The organism is Pseudoalteromonas sp. 19-MNA-CIBAN-0066 (assembly GCF_040308705.1).
Taxonomy (GTDB): Bacteria; Pseudomonadota; Gammaproteobacteria; order Enterobacterales; family Alteromonadaceae; genus Pseudoalteromonas; species Pseudoalteromonas nigrifaciens.
Genome location: NZ_JBEONZ010000005.1, coordinates 45122 through 63299 on the forward strand (window position 1 = coordinate 45122; position 18178 = coordinate 63299).

Annotated in this window: 15 protein-coding genes; 7 read left to right on the top strand and 8 right to left on the bottom strand. The window is 37.9% G+C overall.

Features of this window, described 5'->3' with window-relative positions:
* Window positions 1-15: 15 nt before the first annotated feature.
* Entirely contained in the window at window positions 16-936 is a 921-nt protein-coding gene (locus AAEZ18_RS04800) for a hypothetical protein (protein ID WP_041454933.1), read from the bottom strand.
* 224 nt (window positions 937-1160) lie between these two features.
* Here AAEZ18_RS04800 and AAEZ18_RS04805 point away from each other — a divergent pair, with 224 nt between their 5' ends.
* From AAEZ18_RS04805 to rluF, 3 genes are all read left to right on the top strand, one after another.
* The gene (locus AAEZ18_RS04805) at window positions 1161-2375 is read left to right on the top strand and encodes an HDOD domain-containing protein (protein WP_179806894.1); all 1215 of its coding nucleotides are present in this window, start codon (window positions 1161-1163) and stop codon (window positions 2373-2375) included.
* A gap of 11 nt (window positions 2376-2386) precedes the next feature.
* Window positions 2387-3481, top strand: a complete 1095-nt coding sequence (locus tag AAEZ18_RS04810; RefSeq protein WP_350594015.1) for a DUF418 domain-containing protein — start codon at window positions 2387-2389, stop codon at window positions 3479-3481.
* Window positions 3482-3566: 85 nt separating this feature from the next.
* Complete coding sequence (gene rluF, locus AAEZ18_RS04815) at window positions 3567-4550, top strand: 23S rRNA pseudouridine(2604) synthase RluF (RefSeq protein ID WP_182683614.1); 984 nt, start codon at window positions 3567-3569, stop codon at window positions 4548-4550.
* 71 nt (window positions 4551-4621) lie between these two features.
* Here the strand turns inward: rluF and AAEZ18_RS04820 are convergent, their stop codons facing one another.
* The 3 genes from AAEZ18_RS04820 to AAEZ18_RS04830 all read right to left on the bottom strand — a co-directional run bounded on the left by AAEZ18_RS04820 (window position 4622) and on the right by AAEZ18_RS04830 (window position 11574).
* Window positions 4622-7156, bottom strand: coding sequence for a putative bifunctional diguanylate cyclase/phosphodiesterase (locus tag AAEZ18_RS04820; RefSeq protein WP_350594012.1), 2535 nt, complete (start codon window positions 7154-7156; stop codon window positions 4622-4624).
* 252 nt (window positions 7157-7408) lie between these two features.
* Window positions 7409-10489 carry an efflux RND transporter permease subunit gene (locus AAEZ18_RS04825; protein ID WP_089369264.1) on the bottom strand — a complete coding sequence of 1027 codons (3081 nt, stop codon included), beginning with the start codon at window positions 10487-10489 and terminating at the stop codon, window positions 7409-7411.
* Window positions 10490-10491: 2 nt separating this feature from the next.
* On the bottom strand, window positions 10492-11574 hold the full coding sequence (locus AAEZ18_RS04830) for an efflux RND transporter periplasmic adaptor subunit (protein WP_089369265.1): 1083 nt from the start codon (window positions 11572-11574) through the stop codon (window positions 10492-10494).
* Window positions 11575-11698: 124 nt separating this feature from the next.
* On the opposite strand from AAEZ18_RS04830, the gene AAEZ18_RS04835 reads away from it, so the two are divergent.
* Together AAEZ18_RS04835 and AAEZ18_RS04840 are read left to right on the top strand one after the other, a co-directional pair.
* Window positions 11699-12601 (top strand): LysR family transcriptional regulator, encoded by a 903-nt coding sequence (locus tag AAEZ18_RS04835; protein ID WP_011330065.1) that lies wholly within the window; start codon window positions 11699-11701, stop codon window positions 12599-12601.
* Window positions 12591-12896, top strand: a complete 306-nt coding sequence (locus AAEZ18_RS04840; RefSeq protein WP_011330066.1) for an MGMT family protein — start codon at window positions 12591-12593, stop codon at window positions 12894-12896. Before AAEZ18_RS04835 ends, AAEZ18_RS04840 begins: the two co-directional genes overlap by 11 nt.
* Window positions 12897-13053: 157 nt before the next feature.
* Here the strand turns inward: AAEZ18_RS04840 and AAEZ18_RS04845 are convergent, their stop codons facing one another.
* Both AAEZ18_RS04845 and AAEZ18_RS04850 read right to left on the bottom strand, forming a co-directional pair.
* Window positions 13054-13185, bottom strand: coding sequence for a putative transporter small subunit (locus AAEZ18_RS04845; protein WP_011330067.1), 132 nt, complete (start codon window positions 13183-13185; stop codon window positions 13054-13056).
* A 9-nt stretch (window positions 13186-13194) separates the two neighbouring features.
* Window positions 13195-14820, bottom strand: coding sequence for a sodium:solute symporter family transporter (locus tag AAEZ18_RS04850; protein WP_192531854.1), 1626 nt, complete (start codon window positions 14818-14820; stop codon window positions 13195-13197).
* A gap of 425 nt (window positions 14821-15245) precedes the next feature.
* On the opposite strand from AAEZ18_RS04850, the gene AAEZ18_RS04855 reads away from it, so the two are divergent.
* The gene (locus tag AAEZ18_RS04855; protein ID WP_350594009.1) at window positions 15246-15728 is read left to right on the top strand and encodes a thioesterase family protein; all 483 of its coding nucleotides are present in this window, start codon (window positions 15246-15248) and stop codon (window positions 15726-15728) included.
* 218 nt (window positions 15729-15946) lie between these two features.
* On the opposite strand, the gene AAEZ18_RS04860 is transcribed toward AAEZ18_RS04855, so the two are convergent.
* Complete coding sequence (locus AAEZ18_RS04860) at window positions 15947-16576, bottom strand: trimeric intracellular cation channel family protein (protein ID WP_011330070.1); 630 nt, start codon at window positions 16574-16576, stop codon at window positions 15947-15949.
* A 284-nt stretch (window positions 16577-16860) separates the two neighbouring features.
* The gene (gene trhA / locus AAEZ18_RS04865) at window positions 16861-17490 is read right to left on the bottom strand and encodes a PAQR family membrane homeostasis protein TrhA (RefSeq protein ID WP_089369268.1); all 630 of its coding nucleotides are present in this window, start codon (window positions 17488-17490) and stop codon (window positions 16861-16863) included.
* A 169-nt stretch (window positions 17491-17659) separates the two neighbouring features.
* Here trhA and AAEZ18_RS04870 point away from each other — a divergent pair, with 169 nt between their 5' ends.
* The gene (locus AAEZ18_RS04870; protein ID WP_011330072.1) at window positions 17660-18001 is read left to right on the top strand and encodes a hypothetical protein; all 342 of its coding nucleotides are present in this window, start codon (window positions 17660-17662) and stop codon (window positions 17999-18001) included.
* Window positions 18002-18178 lie beyond the last annotated feature (177 nt).

The following is an 18178-nucleotide window of genomic DNA, read 5'->3' on the forward strand; positions in this document are numbered from 1 at the left end:
AAGCACCATTAGTTATTATGGTTTTAAAGGGGCTTTTCTAATGATTTGCTTTTTGGCTTCGTCGAGTTTTATAACATAGGCATTACCGCCGATACCTTTAAATTCTTCATCGGTAAATACTATGGTGTTGTCGTCGTAAAAAGTAACCGCTTCTTTTTGGGTAACAATGCCTAGGTCTATTCGCGACACGTCACCCGAGAAAAACTTATCCCCTTTAAAATTTTCAAATAACCAAAGGCTAGTTGAGTCTAATAACACTAGTTTTTTCCGATCAGGGCTCAGTGCAGCAGAGGTTATCCAGCAGAGCTTTTCCATGGTGGTGCAGGTTTTAAATGAGTCGATTAGTTCTGCGTTAAAATTAGCCGCATGATCACCCACTTTATATACATTTGTAATGCCATCAAAGGGTTCAGTACGATTTTTGGTAAATAAATATAAGTGCCTACCTAATGCTACAAACGCCTCTAAGTCATAATTGCGGTTATCTGGAGCAACCGGTGTACCGTCTAACTCGGGGTAGGTAAACTTAATTATTTCAGCTTCGGTGGTATCGGTTTTAATATCAATGGGGTTTTCTATTTTATAAATAGTAAGCCAGCGGCGCTCATTGGTGTTATTACCAAAATCACCTAAAAAAAAGTGCCCAAATTTATTTTGGGTCATATCTTCCCAATCTATATTTTTAGCGTTAGTCACTAATATTTCTTTAGCAATTGAGCCATCATCATTGAGTCGGTAAAGTTTAGGCTCGTCGCCGCTATCGTTAATAGCCCATAAGCGTTTATGCTTATCATACTCAATACCAGATACTTCTTTGAGCCTAGGGTCAACAGAAATCATTTTTTTGCTATACAAGGTATAAATAGCAGAGCCTATATATGTGGCACTAAAAATAAACAGAGCAGCAATAGAAAGTAGAATGCTTTTTTTCAACATCAAATTAATATATTTCAGAATGTTAATTAATATATCGTTATTATCGCTGATGGTAGAAGAGAACTAAAGACTTATCTTGTAGCGTTTATTAACGGTTGCTTAAAATTGCATGTATTTTAAACTAAACGGTTTAAATAACATGATTTTGTCGAAGAAAAGTGACAATTATTGCTGATTACGTTATTAATAGCTAAGTACTATATAAAAACTAAGAAGTAGGTAATGTGTCTGTATTTGTTGCAAGGCAAGCAATATTAAATCGTCGCCAGAATGTGGTTGCTTATGAGCTATTATTTCGTGATAGTGATAAAAACTATTTTCCAGAAATATCTGATGGCCAAGCAACGGCAAGGTTGATCATGGAAAATCAGCTTAACTTAGGAACCCGCCATATAACGTCAGGTAAAAAAGCGCTGATTAATATAGGACCAGAGTCGTTAAAACTCGATTTATGTGCATTTTTACCCTGTAAAGATGTGGTGATTGAGTTACTCGAAACCATAGAGCCCACAGACGATAATTATGAGTTATGCCGTGATTTATTTCATAGTAATTATAAATTAGCGTTAGATGATTTTGTGTACACCCCACAGTGGGAGCGTTTTTTAAAGCTGGTAAATCTGATTAAGTTTGATATACGCCAAACCCCATTACCTGAAATTGCCCAGGTTGTTAAAAAACTAAAAAAACATAAAAGAATAAAAATACTTGCCGAAAAAATAGAAACGCCCGAGGAGTTTGAACTTGCCTATAAAATGGGCTTTGATTACTTTCAAGGTTATTATTTTGCAAAGCCAACCATGCTTAAACAAAACGATATTGACTATAATTACGCGCTAGTAATTGCAATTTATGCAGAAGTTATGAAACCCAATCCAGATATAAGCGTAATTTCTGGTTTATTTGAGCTTGATGCTGCGCTGGCATACAAACTATTACGCTTAATTAATAGTGGTGTGTTTCCTATTAAAAGCCAAATATCTTCCCTTAAACAAGCATTAGTATACTTAGGTCAGGAACGGTTAAAAAAGTTTGTAAGTTTGATTGTGACCGCTCATACCGCTAAGTCTAAGCCTGCCGAGTTAATGCAAATATGCGTAGTTCGTGCTCGCTTTTGCGAACTAATTGCCGCGCAAATAAGTAAACAGCAAAAAGGTGAAGCTTTTTTAACCGGGCTATTTTCGTTACTCGATGCCATATTAGATCAACCTATGAGTTTATTAGTTAATAAACTACCATTTCCAGATGACATTAAAGCAGCATTACAAGGCGAAAAAAACACCTTGCATTATATTCTTGAAACCGTAAAAGCATATGAATCAGGGAGCTGGTGGACATTAGAGCAAGCCGTTTTATTAATAAATATAGATAGCAAATTACTACCTAACATTTATAAGCAAGCGGTAAACTGGGCCGATAGCTATAAAAATACCACGTAATGGAATAGGTAATGCGTAATTATAATTTAGACTTCATTCGTGGTATTGCCGTACTTGGCTTGGTGTTTATGAATATATACACCTTTGGAGTATTTGAACTCGGTTATACGCCCCTAACAACCCCACCAAGCAGCGATAGCCTGATTCAAACATTAAACCTAATATTTATAGAGGGGCGTTTTAGGAGCATATTTAGCATACTGTTTGGGGCGGGTTTATACATACAATGGCAACGCTATAACTTGGTTTTACCACTTAAAAGCCGCCTATATTGGTTACTAGTTTTTGGTTTATTACATGGTTTTTTACTTTGGGCCGGCGATATTTTGTTTTTGTATGGGGTGTCGGGGTTGCTTGCTATAAGGTACTTAAGCAGTACCAATGAGCAACTTTTAAAGCACGCCTATGGGTTTATTCTACTCTCGGGTTTGGCAACCGCTTTAGTTATGTATAGCGTACCAGAGACATTAATATACCGTGATTCGCCAGAGTTTAATGCTTTGTATAGCCAATACTTTCAATCATATGGCGATCACTTGTTATCTAACATAACTATGAACGCCTTAATGGTGTTTATGGTGCCTATACTTACTATGTGGGTAACGACAGCGCTAATGTTATTAGGTATATATCTGTATAAGCAACAGGTGTTTGCTAGTGGCTTATCGGCAAAGCAACTCATTTTAGTAATTAGTAGTGCGCTACTATTTACCAGTTTACGGCTAACTACAGAGCAATATAGCAGTGGTGTATTTTATGCGCTGCAAGAATTAATTAACAGTGTGGCAGCATTATGTATGGCGGTTATTTATATTCACATTGCAGTTAAGTTGTGTAGTAACAATGCCAACACAGGAAAATTAATTCAACAAGTAGGGCGTTTAGCATTTAGTTTATATATAAGCCAAACGTTAATGCAACTTGTGTTGTTTAAAGTGTTTTTTAAGCAGTGGGCGCTCAGTTTTAATCGTATTGACTATTGTTTAGTTGCTACCTTACTAATCGTTATTCAGCTTATTATTACCGCCATTTATAGCCGCTATTTTCAACAAGGCCCTTTAGAATACATATGGCGAAAATTAACCTACGCAAAAATCACTGCTTAAACGGCTACAAAGGTTAAATTAAGGGCGAAAAATTATTGTGGGTGGTTTAAACTAGCAGCCTTTAAAATTAAGGTGAATTGCTTCCATGACAGACTTAAAACGATTAAATAAATTTATTAGCGATACTGGCTTTTGTTCGCGACGCGAGGCTGATAAATATATTGAAGACGGTCGTGTTACTGTTAATGGTATTCGCCCGGAAATGGGCGTAAAAGTTTCATCTACTGATGTTGTATTGGTAGATGGCAAAACACTTAAAGCAATCCCTAAACGCGTTTATATTGCCTATAACAAACCCGTTGGTATTACCTGTACTACAGAGCGAAAAATTCAAAGTAATATTGTTAAAGCAGTTAATTACCCCGATAGGATCTTTCCAATAGGGCGCTTAGATCGCCCATCTGAAGGGCTAATATTTTTAACTAACGAAGGCGACATTGTTAATAAAATTTTGCGCGCTGGCAATAATCACGAAAAAGAATATGTAGTTACTGTAGATAAACCATTAAACCGTCAGTTTGTAGCTAAAATGGGTAATGGTGTGCCCATACTCGATACCATCACTAAAAAATGTAAAGTAATCCAAACCGGTGCGCAGCAGTTTACTATTATTTTAACCCAAGGGTTAAATCGTCAAATACGTAGAATGTGTGAATATTTAGGTTACGAAGTGGTCACACTCAAACGCGTACGTATTATGAATGTGACGCTTAAAGGTTTAAAAGTAGGGCAATGGCGTCACTTAACTGAACAAGAAATGGCGATTATAAACAACTCTATTTCTGACTCAGGAAAAACCCAAGAGCATTCAGTATACGATGAAGCAAACGCTTTACAGCAACAAAGCCCGCAAGCTGTAGCTAAGCCGCAAAAAACAAGTGATAAAAAACGTGATTTTCAGGGCGAAAACCCTAAACGTTTTAATCAAGGTGAGCGCACTGAAGAACGTAAAAAAGAGCGTAGTAAAACGCCTTATCAAAAGCGCTCAACCACTTATGTTGGTAAACCTAAAAGTATAAAAGCAAATAAATCATCCGACTCAAAAGGAATATTGAGCCTTAAAAAATAAAGCGATATAACATTAGGTACAGTACAACAACTTAATTAACCTGCGATTTTAATAATTTATTATCAAAATCGCTATTTGTTGCTATGTATATATTCTATAAGTTTATCCAGAGGCATAGGTTTACAGTAATAAAAGCCTTGTATTCTAATGTTATTGAACTTAGATAAATAACCAATCAGCTCAGGACTTTCTACACCTTCTACTACCACTGTTTTATTTAACTGCGTGCAAATATTAATAATGCCTTCTAGCAATGCTCTTTTTTGCCCAGCTAATTCGGCGCCAATGGTAAATTCACGATCTATTTTTATTATATTTGCCGGCTGACGCGATAAATAAGACAAGCTTGAGTAACCCGTCCCAAAGTCATCAATTGCTACATTAAAACCTTTATTCATCAGTGCCTTAAGCACTTTTTCAATAGCGCCTTTTTCTGACATAATCATTTCGGTCACTTCGATGGTGAGTAACTTAGGCTGTATGTTTTTTTCAGACGTTAACTTATACAGCTTTTCGGTAAAGTTTCGCTGTTGTATTTGTTGGGGTGAAAAATTAACCGCAACACAAATATTTTGTAATTCAGCTATAGTACTTATATCATTTAGTACTTGAGTAAGGACTTGTTCGCCCACTTGTAGTATTTGCCCTGTTTGTTCTGCAATAGGAATAAAAACAGCAGGAGAAATGTAACTGCCATTATTTTTCCAGCGAACTAGAGCTTCTACAGCAACAATACAATGAGTAGTTAAGTTATAAATGGGTTGATAATAAACCTCTAATGCCTCATTTTTAATCGCTTTTTGTAGCTCACTTCTAATTGTAACCATAAAATTATGGCTCTCATCCATAAGCTTATGGTAAAAGCAAAATTGATTGCCGCCTAAAGCTTTAGCGTTATCCATTGCTATATCAGCTTGTTGTAGTAGTAATGCAGGGCTAATGACCTCTCCATCAGACATAGCTATGCCAACACTCACAGTAAGGTGGATATCAACCTCACCTAAGTTATATATATCGGCTAGCGATTTTATTACGAGTGTAATTTCATCCGATAGCTGCTGCTTAGATATATTACAGTAATGCAATACAAACTCATCATTACCAAAACGCGATATGGCGCCTGCCCCAACAGCATTTTTCTTAAGCCTTTTAGCGACTAATTGCAAAACCATGTCACCTAATTTATGGCCTAAACTATTGTTTACTGCGCTAAAGCCATCTAAATTAAAAAACACCATCGCACAATTTACATCGACACAGTTAACTTGCTTAGCCTCTATTTCTGCATTTAATGCATCACGGCGCAGCAGGCCGGTTAACTCGTCGTATTTAGCCATTTTATGTAACACAATAGACTGTTGTCTGAGCAAAAAAGTAGAGTCAGTGGCTAATATCAAAATATAAATAAACGCAAAAGTAAGCCATATTATCATTTGCTCAATTTGTGCAGCTTCCCTAAGTTTTGAATAGTCTTTAATAAAGCTATAAACGTTGTGCTTAATTAATCCTCTTACAACAATTTCGTTAACTATATAGTGCTTACTATAACGGCTTAATAAGCTATTTAAGTCTTGAACATTTTTTTGGTTTTTGTCGATTGCGAAATAAATTTTAGGTGTTAACTCAATAAAAGTATCAAACGAGCTGAGATAATCTATGTATCTGTTTTCAATTAACAAGTTTAAATTTAACAGTGCCAGCACTTGGTATTTTTTACCATTGCTTGCCGTTATTGGAATTGAGAACATAATTATGGGCGTGTCTGTGTCTAATGTTGCTGAGTTAGCCGCAAATCTAACTTCATTTTTAGCGGCTTTTAACCAGTTAGTAATAGGAGTGGTTGAAATTAATCCGTCATTAGTAAATTGCTTAGAATACGTTGTGCCGCTTATGTAATTCAAATCTTCATCGAGAAGAAGCATACTGCTAATAATTTCAAAGTCTTGGGTATAAATTTTTAAGTCTATATTAGCCATTTTTATAAAGTCGTCGGCATTCACTGCTTCTAAACGTGTTTTTATGCGAGTAAGTGATGTGATATGACTTTCGAGGTTTTTATTGAGTATAGTTTCAACAAACTTAATTTTATTTTGTGCATCTACAGCTACATTAGTTACCGTTTTAACCGCGGTAACTTGCCAAAGTGTTATGCCAATAAAAATAGCAAAAAACGTAATTACTTTAGCGGTTATAGAACCTTTAACGGTAGTAATTGGGTTTTTAATTTTTATAATTAAAGCTAAAAAAAACACAAATACCATTACAGCACTAAAAGATGAGATAAAAGGGTTATGGCTGTCCCAAAACCAGCTACTGCTATCGTGTCGCCACAAACTTAGCTCAAAGTTAATAAACAATATAGCGCCGGTAATGAGTAATATAGGTATGAGATATTTAATTTTTTTTGTAGGTAAAACCTTAGGTAAAAAAGCCAATAAAATAGCTAAGCCTAACGCAGTCAAAGAAAGTTGCAGAGAAATAACCGGCATTAAGCTTTGCGTAACAACAACACTTTCTAAAGCCCCCAAAAATGCAACAACAAGAAAAAATTGGATAAAACCTAAATACAATATACTTGCTGCTGATTGAGTTAGGGATAGTCTCATTATTTTCTCATGTCCTTAAAATGATTAACCTTAAAGTTACATTAGCATTATTAAAACAAAATACCAGATATTTAAAATGTTTGTATGTATATAAAATATAAGAAAAACGATGTTTTTGAGCGGCATAATCACAATGGTACTTTATTACTAAGAGTAGGCAGTTATAAGGCAGTTATAAGGCAGGTATAAAGTGGTATATAAAATAAACGCAGCTTTAGCTGCGTTTATTAATATACTAAAAGCTTATTTGCTTTATTTAATTCGAGTTTTAAGTGGCTGATATTCAATTTTATATATAATGGTATAAAGCACAGGCACTACAATTAAAGTTAATATGGTAGCAAAACCTAAGCCAAACATAATGGTAACCGCCATTGATTGAAAAAACACATCAAATAATAGTGGGATCATCCCCAATATAGTGGTTATTGCTGCCATAGCAACAGGGCGTACACGGCTTACTCCTGAATCAAATACCGCCTGGTATGGCGCTTTACCTTCAGATAACTCAAGATTTATTTGATCCACTAATACTATGCCATTTTTTATTAACATACCGCTTAAGCTTAGTAATCCTAATAATGCCATAAAGCTAAACGGCGCATTCATGACCAATAGCCCAGCGCTTACCCCAATAATTGCCAGTGGTACAGTAGCCCAAATAACTAAAGGCTGCTTAACAGAATTAAACAGCAATACTGTAATTGCAAACATAGCTAAGTAACCAATCGGCAATGAGCCAAAGATAGCTTTTTTAGCTTTACTCGATGACTCGTATTCGCCACCCCATTGCATTTCGTAACCGCGTGGCAGCTCAATGTTTTCGATATCGGTGCGAATGCGTGCAAATAGTTTAGCCGGCGTTTCGTCACTTAGTACATCATGGTCAGCCATAACGGTAATAGTGCGCTTACGATCGCGGCGCATAATCAAGCTGTCTTCCCATTCAACTACAAACTCATCAACAACTTGAGTAACCGGTATAAACACCCCCAATACTGGGCTGAAAATTTGTAGGTCGTGTACACTTTCTACGTTTAAGCGCTCGTTAGCAGGAGAGCGCGCAATAATAGGCAGTAATTGGGTGCCATCACGATATACACCTACTTGCTTACCCGACAAGTTAGTAAGCAATACTTGATCAAGGTCTGATTTACTAATACCTAAACGACGCGCTTTTTGTTCGTTAAACTGTGGGCGGATCATTTTGGTACGTGCCCGCCAATCATCACGAATATTATGCGAACCTGTATCTTGCGCTATGATATGTTTGGCTTGAGCAGATAGTTTTCTAAGTACAACTGGATCTGGGCCTGAAAAACGCGCTTCTATTTTTGCATCAGTTGAAGGGCCTATTTCCATAGGTTTAACTTTAAGCTGTGCGGCAACCGGATTGTTCTGTGCAAAGTCTCGTACTTTTTGCATAACAGTGGCAACTGCTTCACGGTCAGTTACACGAATAATTAATTGCCCGTACGCGGGGTATGATTTTTCAGGAGCATAGGTAAGCATAAAGCGCGGAGCACCTTGGCCTACAGTACTGGTTATTTCAGTAACGAGCGGGTTTTGCTGTAAAAATGCTTCTAACTTTTTAATCCCCTCAAGCGTTGAGCGAATATCAGCGCCTTGTTCTTGCCAATAATCGACATAAAACATTGGCGTATTAGATGCCGGAAAAAATGATTGCTTTACAGCGCCAAAACCAACAACAGCACTACATAACAGTACTAACATTAAAACTAAAGTGCTTTTTCTAAAGCGCATAGCAAGGTTTAAACTGGCTTTGTAACTGGTGAATATAAAACCTTGATATGGGTCGTCATACTGTTGCTCGCCATCAGCGTTTAATTGCGTTTCTTTAAACATTAGGTTGGCAAAAAATGGTGTGAGGGTAATGGCAGTGATCCAGCTTAATAAAAGCGAAATAAGTAATACCCAAAATAAACTACCGGCAAACTCACCGCTGGCGTCGGAGCTTAAACCAATCGGCGCAAATGCAGTAATCGCAATCACAGTTGCCCCAAGTAATGGCCACTTAGTTTGTTCAACAATATTAATAGAGGCTCTTAGCTTAGTTTGCCCACGTTTGAGGTTAATTAAAATACCTTCGGTAACAACAATGGCATTATCAACAAGCATACCAAGTGCGATTATTAGCGCACCTAACGAAATTCTTTGCAAATCTATAGCAAATAACTTCATAAAAATAAAAGTACCTAAAACGGTAAGCAGTAAAATACCGCCAATTAATAGCCCGCTTTTAACCCCCATAAACAGCAGTAACACTATAATTACAATAGCAATCGCTTCAACTAAGCTAACAATAAAACCGTTTACCGATTTTTCTACTTCGTTTGGTTGGTTATAAACAGCATTAATTTTAATCCCATGTGGCCGCTGGTACTCAAGCGACGCAAGGTGCGCGTCAATGTCGTTACCTATATCAACCACATTAACGCCCGACATAAACGACACGCCAATTAACAATGCTTGTTGTTGGTTGTAACGAATAATATTGTTGGGCACTTCGGCGTACTCGCGATATACCTTAGCTACATCACCTAAATAAATTAGCTCGCTGGCACCCGATTTAGAAATAAGCAGGGTTTCTAACTCTTTTACATCTTTAAACTCGCCAGTAGGATGTAAACGAATAGACTCACTGCCGACCCTAATTTTACCTGCGTTAGAAACCGTATTTTGCGATTGTAATAATTGAAAAATATGACTAGGCGCTATGCCTAATTGAGCAAGTTTTTGCGTAGAAATTTCAACCATTACTTGCGCTTGTTGCTCTCCTGCAATAGTTACTTTACTTACGCCTTTAACCAGTACTAGTTCGCGTTTAAGGTAGTCTACGTAGTCTTTAAGCTCGTCATACGAATAGCCGTCGCCGGTTACTGAATACATTACGCCGTAAACATCAGCAAAGTCATCAATAATTTTACTAGCGTATACACCACTGGGCAAAGATGGGTTGAGGTCGTTAATTTTACGCCGCATTTCATCCCAAATTTGTCTTAACTCTTGTTTTCGGTAGTTACTTTTCATTTCTACGGTAATTTGCGACTTACCATTTGACGAAATAGAGGTAACGTAATCAACGTAAGGTAATTGCTGAATCGCATTTTCGATAGGAAAGGTAACTTCTTCCTCTACTTGCTGTGGCGACGCGCCGGGATACATGGTGATAACCATGGCTTTTTTTAACGTAAATTCAGGGTCTTCTAATTGCCCTAAGTCAAAATAAGAAACACCACCGCCAATAAGTAGCAGTAGGGTAAACATCCAACTAATAACTTTTTTCTCTATAGATAGTTGTGCAAAGCTCATAATTATAGGCCTCGCTCTTTATTCCATGGGCGTACCTGCATGCCTTCTTTTAATGAATGTACACCGGCAGAAACAATTTGCTGTCCTTCTGTAATCCCACTGAGTACTTCAATGCCATCGCGGTGTAATTGGCCCACTTTTACTGCTTGTTTATGTATTTGGCCGGTTTGCTCGTTATATAACCATACATAAGCGTTGTTACTAATAGATTGCTGCGGATCAGAAAACACTGCCTCGTTGGGCAAAATAGTGTAAGCGGTTTGTGATTGCGTTACTTTACTTAAATCGATAAGTACGCGGCCAGTCATACCGGCAAGTAAGTTAAAATCTTCTGGCACTGGCAGCGAGAACACAACTTTATACGTTAATGTGGCGGGATCTGCTTGAGTGTCCCACTCCTTAAGTGTGAGTGTGTATTTTTTATCGTGATAGCCGTCAAAAATAACCGTTGGTTGGTATTGAGTTCCTTTAATAAAGCGCGCCACAATTCTTTCAGGTACTTGAATTTCAACATCCATTAAATCGCGGGTTTCTAAACGCAGTATATTTTGCTTTGCTTGTACACTTTCAAAGTTTTTTACAAACACTTTTGCAACAGTACCCGCAAATGGCGCTCTAAGTTGGCTATATTCCACATTCGTTTGTGCAATTTTAAAGGCCGATTCGGCAACTTGCTTGTTAGCAATAGCCTGATCAAGCTCTGATTGGCTGGTAATGCGTTTTTCGAATAGTTGTTCAATGCGCCCTAATTGTGATTTAGCCAGCTCGTAGCGGGCTTTACGCTCATTATATTGCAGCTGAAAATCTTCAGGGTCTAACTTAGCTAATAGTTGTCCTTTTTTTACATGCTGACCCGCTAATACCGGAAACTCAACCAGCTCACCACTTACTCTAAATGCAAGGTAAGAGCCTTGATTTGCAACTACTTCACCAGGAAAACTGCGAATGTTAACTTGCGAATCGTGACCAATATTAAATAACTTTACCGGGCGTATTGGCTCTTCTTTTACTTGCGGCTCAGGCTCAGAGCAGGCTATTAAACCAAGTAAAGTCGTCGTTACTACACATAGACGTAAGAGGTGCATATTTTCTCCATGAAAATTAAAAGCTAAATAAAGTCAGTGCAGCATACTCCGCAAACATATAAAATAAAATTCATTAAATTTTAAAAACTCAATAAGTTTTACTTATGTTGTTATTGGCAGTGCTATGAAACTCAACCAGCTACAAATATTAGACGCCATTGTACAAAGCGCAAGCTTAAGTGCAGCGGCACTTAAGCTACACAAAACGCAGCCAGCGCTTACGTTAGCAATTAAAAGTTTAGAGACAAAAATAGGCTTTGCGCTACTCGACCGTTCGCAATACCGTTTACAATTAACCGAAAAAGGGCGGATTTTTCATCGCCAAGCTAAGCAACTACTCAATAACAACGAAGAGCTTGCACAACTTGCAAAAGAGCTAGCACTGGGCAATGAAGCGCAATTTAGAATTTGTTATGAACAAATATGCCATGTGCAAAGCTACAATGAGATCATAAGTAATACTTTTAGAGTATTTAATAGCACTGAGTTTAGTTTAACCAGTGGTAAACGTTTTATTTCGTTGGAGCAAGTTAATAATGGCCAAGCAGAGCTTGGCATAGGCCCTTGGTTTGACTTGTTTCATGCTACCGGCGATTTAGAAAGCTTGCCCATAGGCAAGCTCGACATTGGTATTGTTAGCGCAAAAAATATTATACCCAACACACTTAGCTACAGTGAATTACAGTCGTACCCGTGTTTAGCCATGTTTGAAAGCGGCCTGAGTATAGACAGTGATAGGCTGTCTTATTCTAAAGGCCCAGCAATGATGAAAATTGACGATATATCGAGCTTAAAATCGTTTTTATTATCGGGCGCTGGTTGGGCTATGATCAGCTTAGAGCATTGCGCTGAAGAAATTAAATCGGGGTTATTACAAAAAGTCAGCATAACTGATCGCGAGCATGAATTTAGCACGCAAATTCGCGTTTTTAGGCAGCACTCTAGCCATCATGGGCCAGTAGCACGTACTATTTGGCAGCAGTTTACTCAACTTAGCCAGGCGTATTTGAAAAAACATGGAAATTGATAAAGAAACGCTTATTTATACCGTTATTGGTAGTATTCCTAAAGGGCAAGTTGCAAGTTATGGGCAAGTAGCCGCTATTGCGGGGTATCCGCAAAATGCGCGTTTAGTGGGGCGGTTATTAAAGCTAATGCCCAACGACTCAACAATTCCTTGGCATAGAGTAGTAAACAGCCAAGGTAAAATATCGTTTCCTATAGGCAGTAATAAATACCAAGAGCAGCGACAAAAGCTGTTATTAGAAGGCATTGCATTTAAAAATGAGCGAGTGAATATGCGTGTGTACCAATGGCAGTAATATAACAATTTTAATCTGCCTGCTGTTTACTTAGCCACTTGCTTAATGAGTGCGCTGTTAAAATAGTGCTAGCGTTAAAGTGTTTATAACTAAGTGCTTAACGCAATAAAAAGGGCAAGTTAAATGCTTGCCCTAGTTTGCGTGTAAAGTGCATGCTTTACACTAAGTTTTTGCCTTTTTGTTTCGCATTTTTAAGATCTTTTATAAGTGAGCAAAGTAAAATAACAAATACACCAAAGGCAATCACAGGCCAAATTAATACATAAATAGTAAGTAATGTTGTAGACATAATTTTTCCTTATTTATTGTCACTAAATTCAACAACACGTTGCTTAATTAAAGCAAAATCAAACGCGCTTTTGTTGCTGGTTAAGGTAAGCACTACACAAATAATAGCGCTGGCACCGTAAGCGGTCAGTGAGCTTAGCAATACAATATAGTCGCGTAAAAAACCTAAAGTAAAAAACAGTAGTATTACGGCTGTTATTGCGCCCAAAATTAACCCCGCAGTGCGGCCAAAAAAACCAAAACACATTAAGCCAATAACAACACCGCCGCCTACGCTTGCTATTACCTCAAAAAACAACGCGACAGCGCCAGTTAATTCCAGCCACTCAAAGCGTGCGATAATAAAGAGTAAAAACGCGCCGGTTACCGCGGCAGTAAACGCCAGATTTGTCACCTTATTCCAATATAAGCTAGAAATAACCGGAAACACAATTGCGCCCCACAGTGCGCCAACAAAAATTAGCATTGAGAGAATATCGAGTTTAAGGCTTGCAAATATAACGCCTAACATGGTGGCAACAACCATGGTAAAGCGGCCAACCCAAAGCATTTTTTTAGGATTAGGGTTGTTTTTACTTAAATGTTTACCGTATACGTCGGTCATTATAATTGCCGATAAGGCTGACAAGTCAGAATCGGCGGTGGATGAAAGCGAGCCAATAATCATCACAAATAATACTAATACCATTACAGGTGACAGGTAGGTGGCGGCCATCTGTGGAATGAGGTTATTTAAATCACCGTCTATAGGTTGCACGCCGGCTAGTAACGCCAGTAAACCCAGCATACCTAAGCCTATAACAATAGAGCCATAACCTATGGTTGCTGTAATAAAGCTCGGTTTTATTAAGTCTTCGCGTACAGCAAATAAGCGTTGGGCAATAGTTTGATTACCAATAGCGTATGCAAGAACTGCAACAAAAAATGGCGCGCCTTGCTCTAAAATGGCAGTAGTAGAGAAAAAGTCAGCTTGTTCTATTGTTAAATTACTCATGCCTTGAGTAAATAAGTCGGGGCCATCGAGCTCAAAAAATAGCATAGGAATAATAACCACAGCGGCGAGCATCATAGCCATTAACTGGCCAAAATCGGTAAAAACCGAGGAGCGAAACCCCGACCAAAAAGTGTATATAAGCACGCCAGAGCCTGCAATTAATACCCCTTCGGTAAAGTTCAGTGGTGATAAAATATCTACCAGCGCACCGGCTGCAGTAAAGTTAACCATTAAACTAATTATACTGCCGACTATGTTTGAGGAGGCTAAAATCATTTGGCTAGCACTGCCATGCCGCGCATGCATAATTTCGGCTAAGGTACGCGCATTTGGCGCAAGCTCTCTAAAGCGCTTACCAAAGGGGTAAATAAATAAAATCATCAGTGCGCCCCAAAAACCGTAATGGATTGCCCCCGATAAACCATATTTGTACCCTGAGCTTGCAGCAGCATAAAACGATGCTGCCCATATCCATGTGGCTGTCATACTCGCTGCAGACATGCTAAATCCAACGGATCCGTTGGAAACCATATAGCCATCGGCATTTTCTTGTTTTTTGCCAATACTTAGCGTGAATAAAAAGGTTAAACCATAAAAAGCAAATAAAACCAGCAGTATAGTGCTGGTACTAAACTGAAACATTTTGACTCCTTCGCCGCGTCACTCGTCATTACAATAGAGGTAATAAGGTGACGGTTATTATTTATTTTACGCAGTTAAAAACGCACGTAAATAATTAGAGGGCTACTAAAAACTTTATAAAATAGCTTAATAAAACTAGTAGCAAAAAATAGCTGATACGATCATCAGTAAAGAATAATGTAAGCAAAAACGCCCACATAAGAAATTAATGTTAACACAAATGGAGGATGTTATGTGATTTAGCTTGGTTTACAGTATTAAATGCTGAAATTGGTGCTGCTCAATATTTAATATAAATCAATTTTCCGCTAACGAATAACAACCAACAGGACAGCTATTTAATGTAATTACACAGCCAGTTTTCAGTGTTTGGTTAATACAGCAATAGCAGCTTAAGCCTTATCGTTACCCTAAAAGGAAGTAAAATGTCGCTCTACCCATTTAAAAAATATTCAGCCACAGTGCCCACCCAGTGGGTTGATTTTAACGGCCATATGAATACAAAATATTATGGTTTAGTTATTTACGATGCGCATATAGATTTTACCGAACATCTGGATTTAGGTGAGCGATACCGTTATGCAAATAACTGCAGCAAAGCATTAGTCGAAAGCCATTGTATTTTTGAAAGGGAGTTGTGCGAAGGCGATAAAATTGAGGTTGTGTCTTGGCTGTTGTACGTTGATGAAAAACGTATTCATACATTTCATGAAATATATTGCACCAATAAAGGGTATCGCGCCGCTGCGGGCGAGCACTTAGATTTGCATATTGATTTAGCAACCAGGCGAGTATCTCCATTTCCAAGTGAGGTGCTAGAGCGTTTAAAGGTAATAGAGCAGCAATTTTGCCAACTACCCAAGCCCGTTAAAGTGGGCAGTACAATTAAAATACCCAGCATAACTTGAACTATGGATAACAAATCTATTTCAAGCAGCTATTTTCGGCGCTAACTACGTTAAAATTACTTGCAATAGGCTAGCTATTGGCGCGTTAATTCGCCTTGTTTTCACTGAAAATCTCTTAATCAGAGTTCATGTTATATATTTCACGTTGATTTTATTTTAGCGGCAGGTAGAGCATAAGCTGCCGCTAAAGCGAAACACAAAGCGGTTAATTTTTAGCGTTATTTATTTTTAACTGTTCTTTTTCTAAATATGTTTGGCTGCCAACCCCAATGCAGCGCGCCCAAACGTAAAAATACGGTAATAAACAAGGAGCCTAAAATACACCATATATAAGACACTCCGAGTAAAAACAACGCTGCATAAGTTAAACCGCCCGACAGACACGCAGTAGAATACAGCTCTTCGCGCATTACTAGCGGAATTTCTCTGCAAATTACATCGCGCATTAGCCCGCCAAATATACCGGTAGTCATACCCATGGTAATGGCAACTATCATGGTAGTGCCTTCAATTAACGACTTTTCAATGCCGACAATGTTAAATATAGCCATGCCTAATACATCAACTAGCAGCATGTAATAATTAGATACGTGCGGTAAATGGCGAATAAACACCACCGCAATAAATATTGCGCCATAGGTGGCGTATAAATAATCGGGCTCTGCAATCCAAAACACTGGCTGATTTAATAATATATCACGCAGTGTACCGCCGCCAAGCGCAGTAACTGAGCCTACAACTACAACACCAAAACCCCCAATGTTTTTTTCGTGGCCTAATAAAGTGCCCGATATAGCAAAAAAGGCCACCCCAATTAAACTCATAAAATGAAAGTATTCAAACGCCATGGTGTGGTTTCCTTACCATAATTAGGAGAGGTAGAATTAATAAACAGTGTAGCGTATTTAAAATTTATTTTTGCTGAACACTCCCCCCACAACAATAGCTTTAATATGAAATTACGTAGGTTGGTTTAGGCGCAGTGAACCCAACGAAAAAAGGCAGCATCAATTAATCTAGGCGTTTTGCATTATAGATTGGCTTAAATAATTGGCTAAACTAAGCATCAATTTAATAAATAAAATAAACCTTATTCACGATTTTATCGGCTTTATCAGAGGACGCTTTCCTTTCAATACACATAACGACTAATACCTACATAGTGACAAACGCAGCCGGCAATAACAAATAAGTGCCAAATGGCGTGGCTAAATTGGGTGTTTTTGGCGCTGTAAAATACTGTGCCTAGGCTGTAAAAAATGCCGCCGGCAAGTAACCAATATAATGCGTTTACATTAATAACTAAGTAAAGCGGATAAATAATGGCGAGTGCAAACCATCCCATAAGTAAGTAGGTGGCAAGGGAGACTTTTTTATTACCATTGTGAACTAAAACTTTATACGCTACGCCAGCAAGTGCCACTGACCAAATAAAGGTGAGGGTTGCCCAAGACCAAATACCTGTTAACGACAGGTGTAAAAAGGGAGTGTAAGTACCGGCAATAAGAATATAAATAGCGCAGTGGTCGCACTTTTTATAAAATGCTCTGAGCCTAGGTTGTACACTGGCGTGATATAAAGTAGATGATAAAAACAAAATAAAGATGCTGGCGCTATAAATCGTTGCACTTATATAGGCTTTAGTGCTACTTGATTGATTAAACAGATCCCACATTACCCAGAAAGCAAATAACACACCTATTGCATGGCTAATTACATTGAGCTGTTCTTCTTTACGCGAATAGGGCGCATTCAATGACATAACTGATCCTACCACTTTTAATTGTTTTCAGTGTACGTGTGTACGCTGAATCTTTCAATTATTATAAGCAAACATAAGGGCAAACTTTCGCTTGCTTTAAAGGCTCATTAATTCAATATGTTTTACTACAAAATAGGCTGAACACTCAACTGTTACTTAAAGGAAAATTATGCAAAAAAGCTTTAAAGCAGCATTACTTAGCGCTTTAATTTACCCAGGTGCTGGGCACTTTGCGTTAAAAAAGCATTTAATAGGCGCTATTTTTGCGGGAGTATTTTCGGTTTTACTACTGTTAACTTTACAAGAGGTGTATGCAATGGCGCAATGCATAGCTAATGACATAGTAAACACAAGGGGCGGTGCTAGCTTTGATGATATTTTGGCTGCAGTAAAGCACCCATCAGCGCACTGTGCAGCATTAGGGCAATACCAGTATATTTACTTAATGTTGGTTATTTGGTTTTTGAGCATAGTAGATGCTTACAGGTTAGGTAGAAAGGCGGTTAAATAAACAGCGGTATTGGCGCATAAATAAAGCGTGTTATATTAACTAAAATTTAGCTGAAAAGTTAAATTAATTAGTTATATTAACCAACGCTGAATTTCATTTTCGGCTACTTTTATTTAAATATATTTTATAAACAATGGGTTATATTTTTAATTTAGTGTGGCACATCCCTTGAATATG

Bases quoted from the DNA above. Each gene is read 5' to 3' on its own strand.
- AAEZ18_RS04800 (WP_041454933.1), bottom strand. From the start codon at position 936: ATGTTGAAAAAAAGCATTCTACTTTCTATTGCTGCTCTGTTTATTTTT.
- AAEZ18_RS04810 (WP_350594015.1), top strand. From the start codon at position 2,387: ATGCGTAATTATAATTTAGACTTCATTCGTGGTATTGCCGTACTTGGC.
- rluF (WP_182683614.1), top strand. From the start codon at position 3,567: ATGACAGACTTAAAACGATTAAATAAATTTATTAGCGATACTGGCTTT.
- AAEZ18_RS04820 (WP_350594012.1), bottom strand. From the start codon at position 7,156: ATGAGACTATCCCTAACTCAATCAGCAGCAAGTATATTGTATTTAGGT.
- AAEZ18_RS04825 (WP_089369264.1), bottom strand. From the start codon at position 10,489: ATGAGCTTTGCACAACTATCTATAGAGAAAAAAGTTATTAGTTGGATG.
- AAEZ18_RS04830 (WP_089369265.1), bottom strand. From the start codon at position 11,574: ATGCACCTCTTACGTCTATGTGTAGTAACGACGACTTTACTTGGTTTA.
- AAEZ18_RS04835 (WP_011330065.1), top strand. From the start codon at position 11,699: ATGAAACTCAACCAGCTACAAATATTAGACGCCATTGTACAAAGCGCA.
- AAEZ18_RS04840 (WP_011330066.1), top strand. From the start codon at position 12,591: ATGGAAATTGATAAAGAAACGCTTATTTATACCGTTATTGGTAGTATT.
- AAEZ18_RS04845 (WP_011330067.1), bottom strand. From the start codon at position 13,185: ATGTCTACAACATTACTTACTATTTATGTATTAATTTGGCCTGTGATT.
- AAEZ18_RS04850 (WP_192531854.1), bottom strand. From the start codon at position 14,820: ATGTTTCAGTTTAGTACCAGCACTATACTGCTGGTTTTATTTGCTTTT.
- AAEZ18_RS04855 (WP_350594009.1), top strand. From the start codon at position 15,246: ATGTCGCTCTACCCATTTAAAAAATATTCAGCCACAGTGCCCACCCAG.
- AAEZ18_RS04860 (WP_011330070.1), bottom strand. From the start codon at position 16,576: ATGGCGTTTGAATACTTTCATTTTATGAGTTTAATTGGGGTGGCCTTT.
- trhA (WP_089369268.1), bottom strand. From the start codon at position 17,490: ATGTCATTGAATGCGCCCTATTCGCGTAAAGAAGAACAGCTCAATGTA.
- AAEZ18_RS04870 (WP_011330072.1), top strand. From the start codon at position 17,660: ATGCAAAAAAGCTTTAAAGCAGCATTACTTAGCGCTTTAATTTACCCA.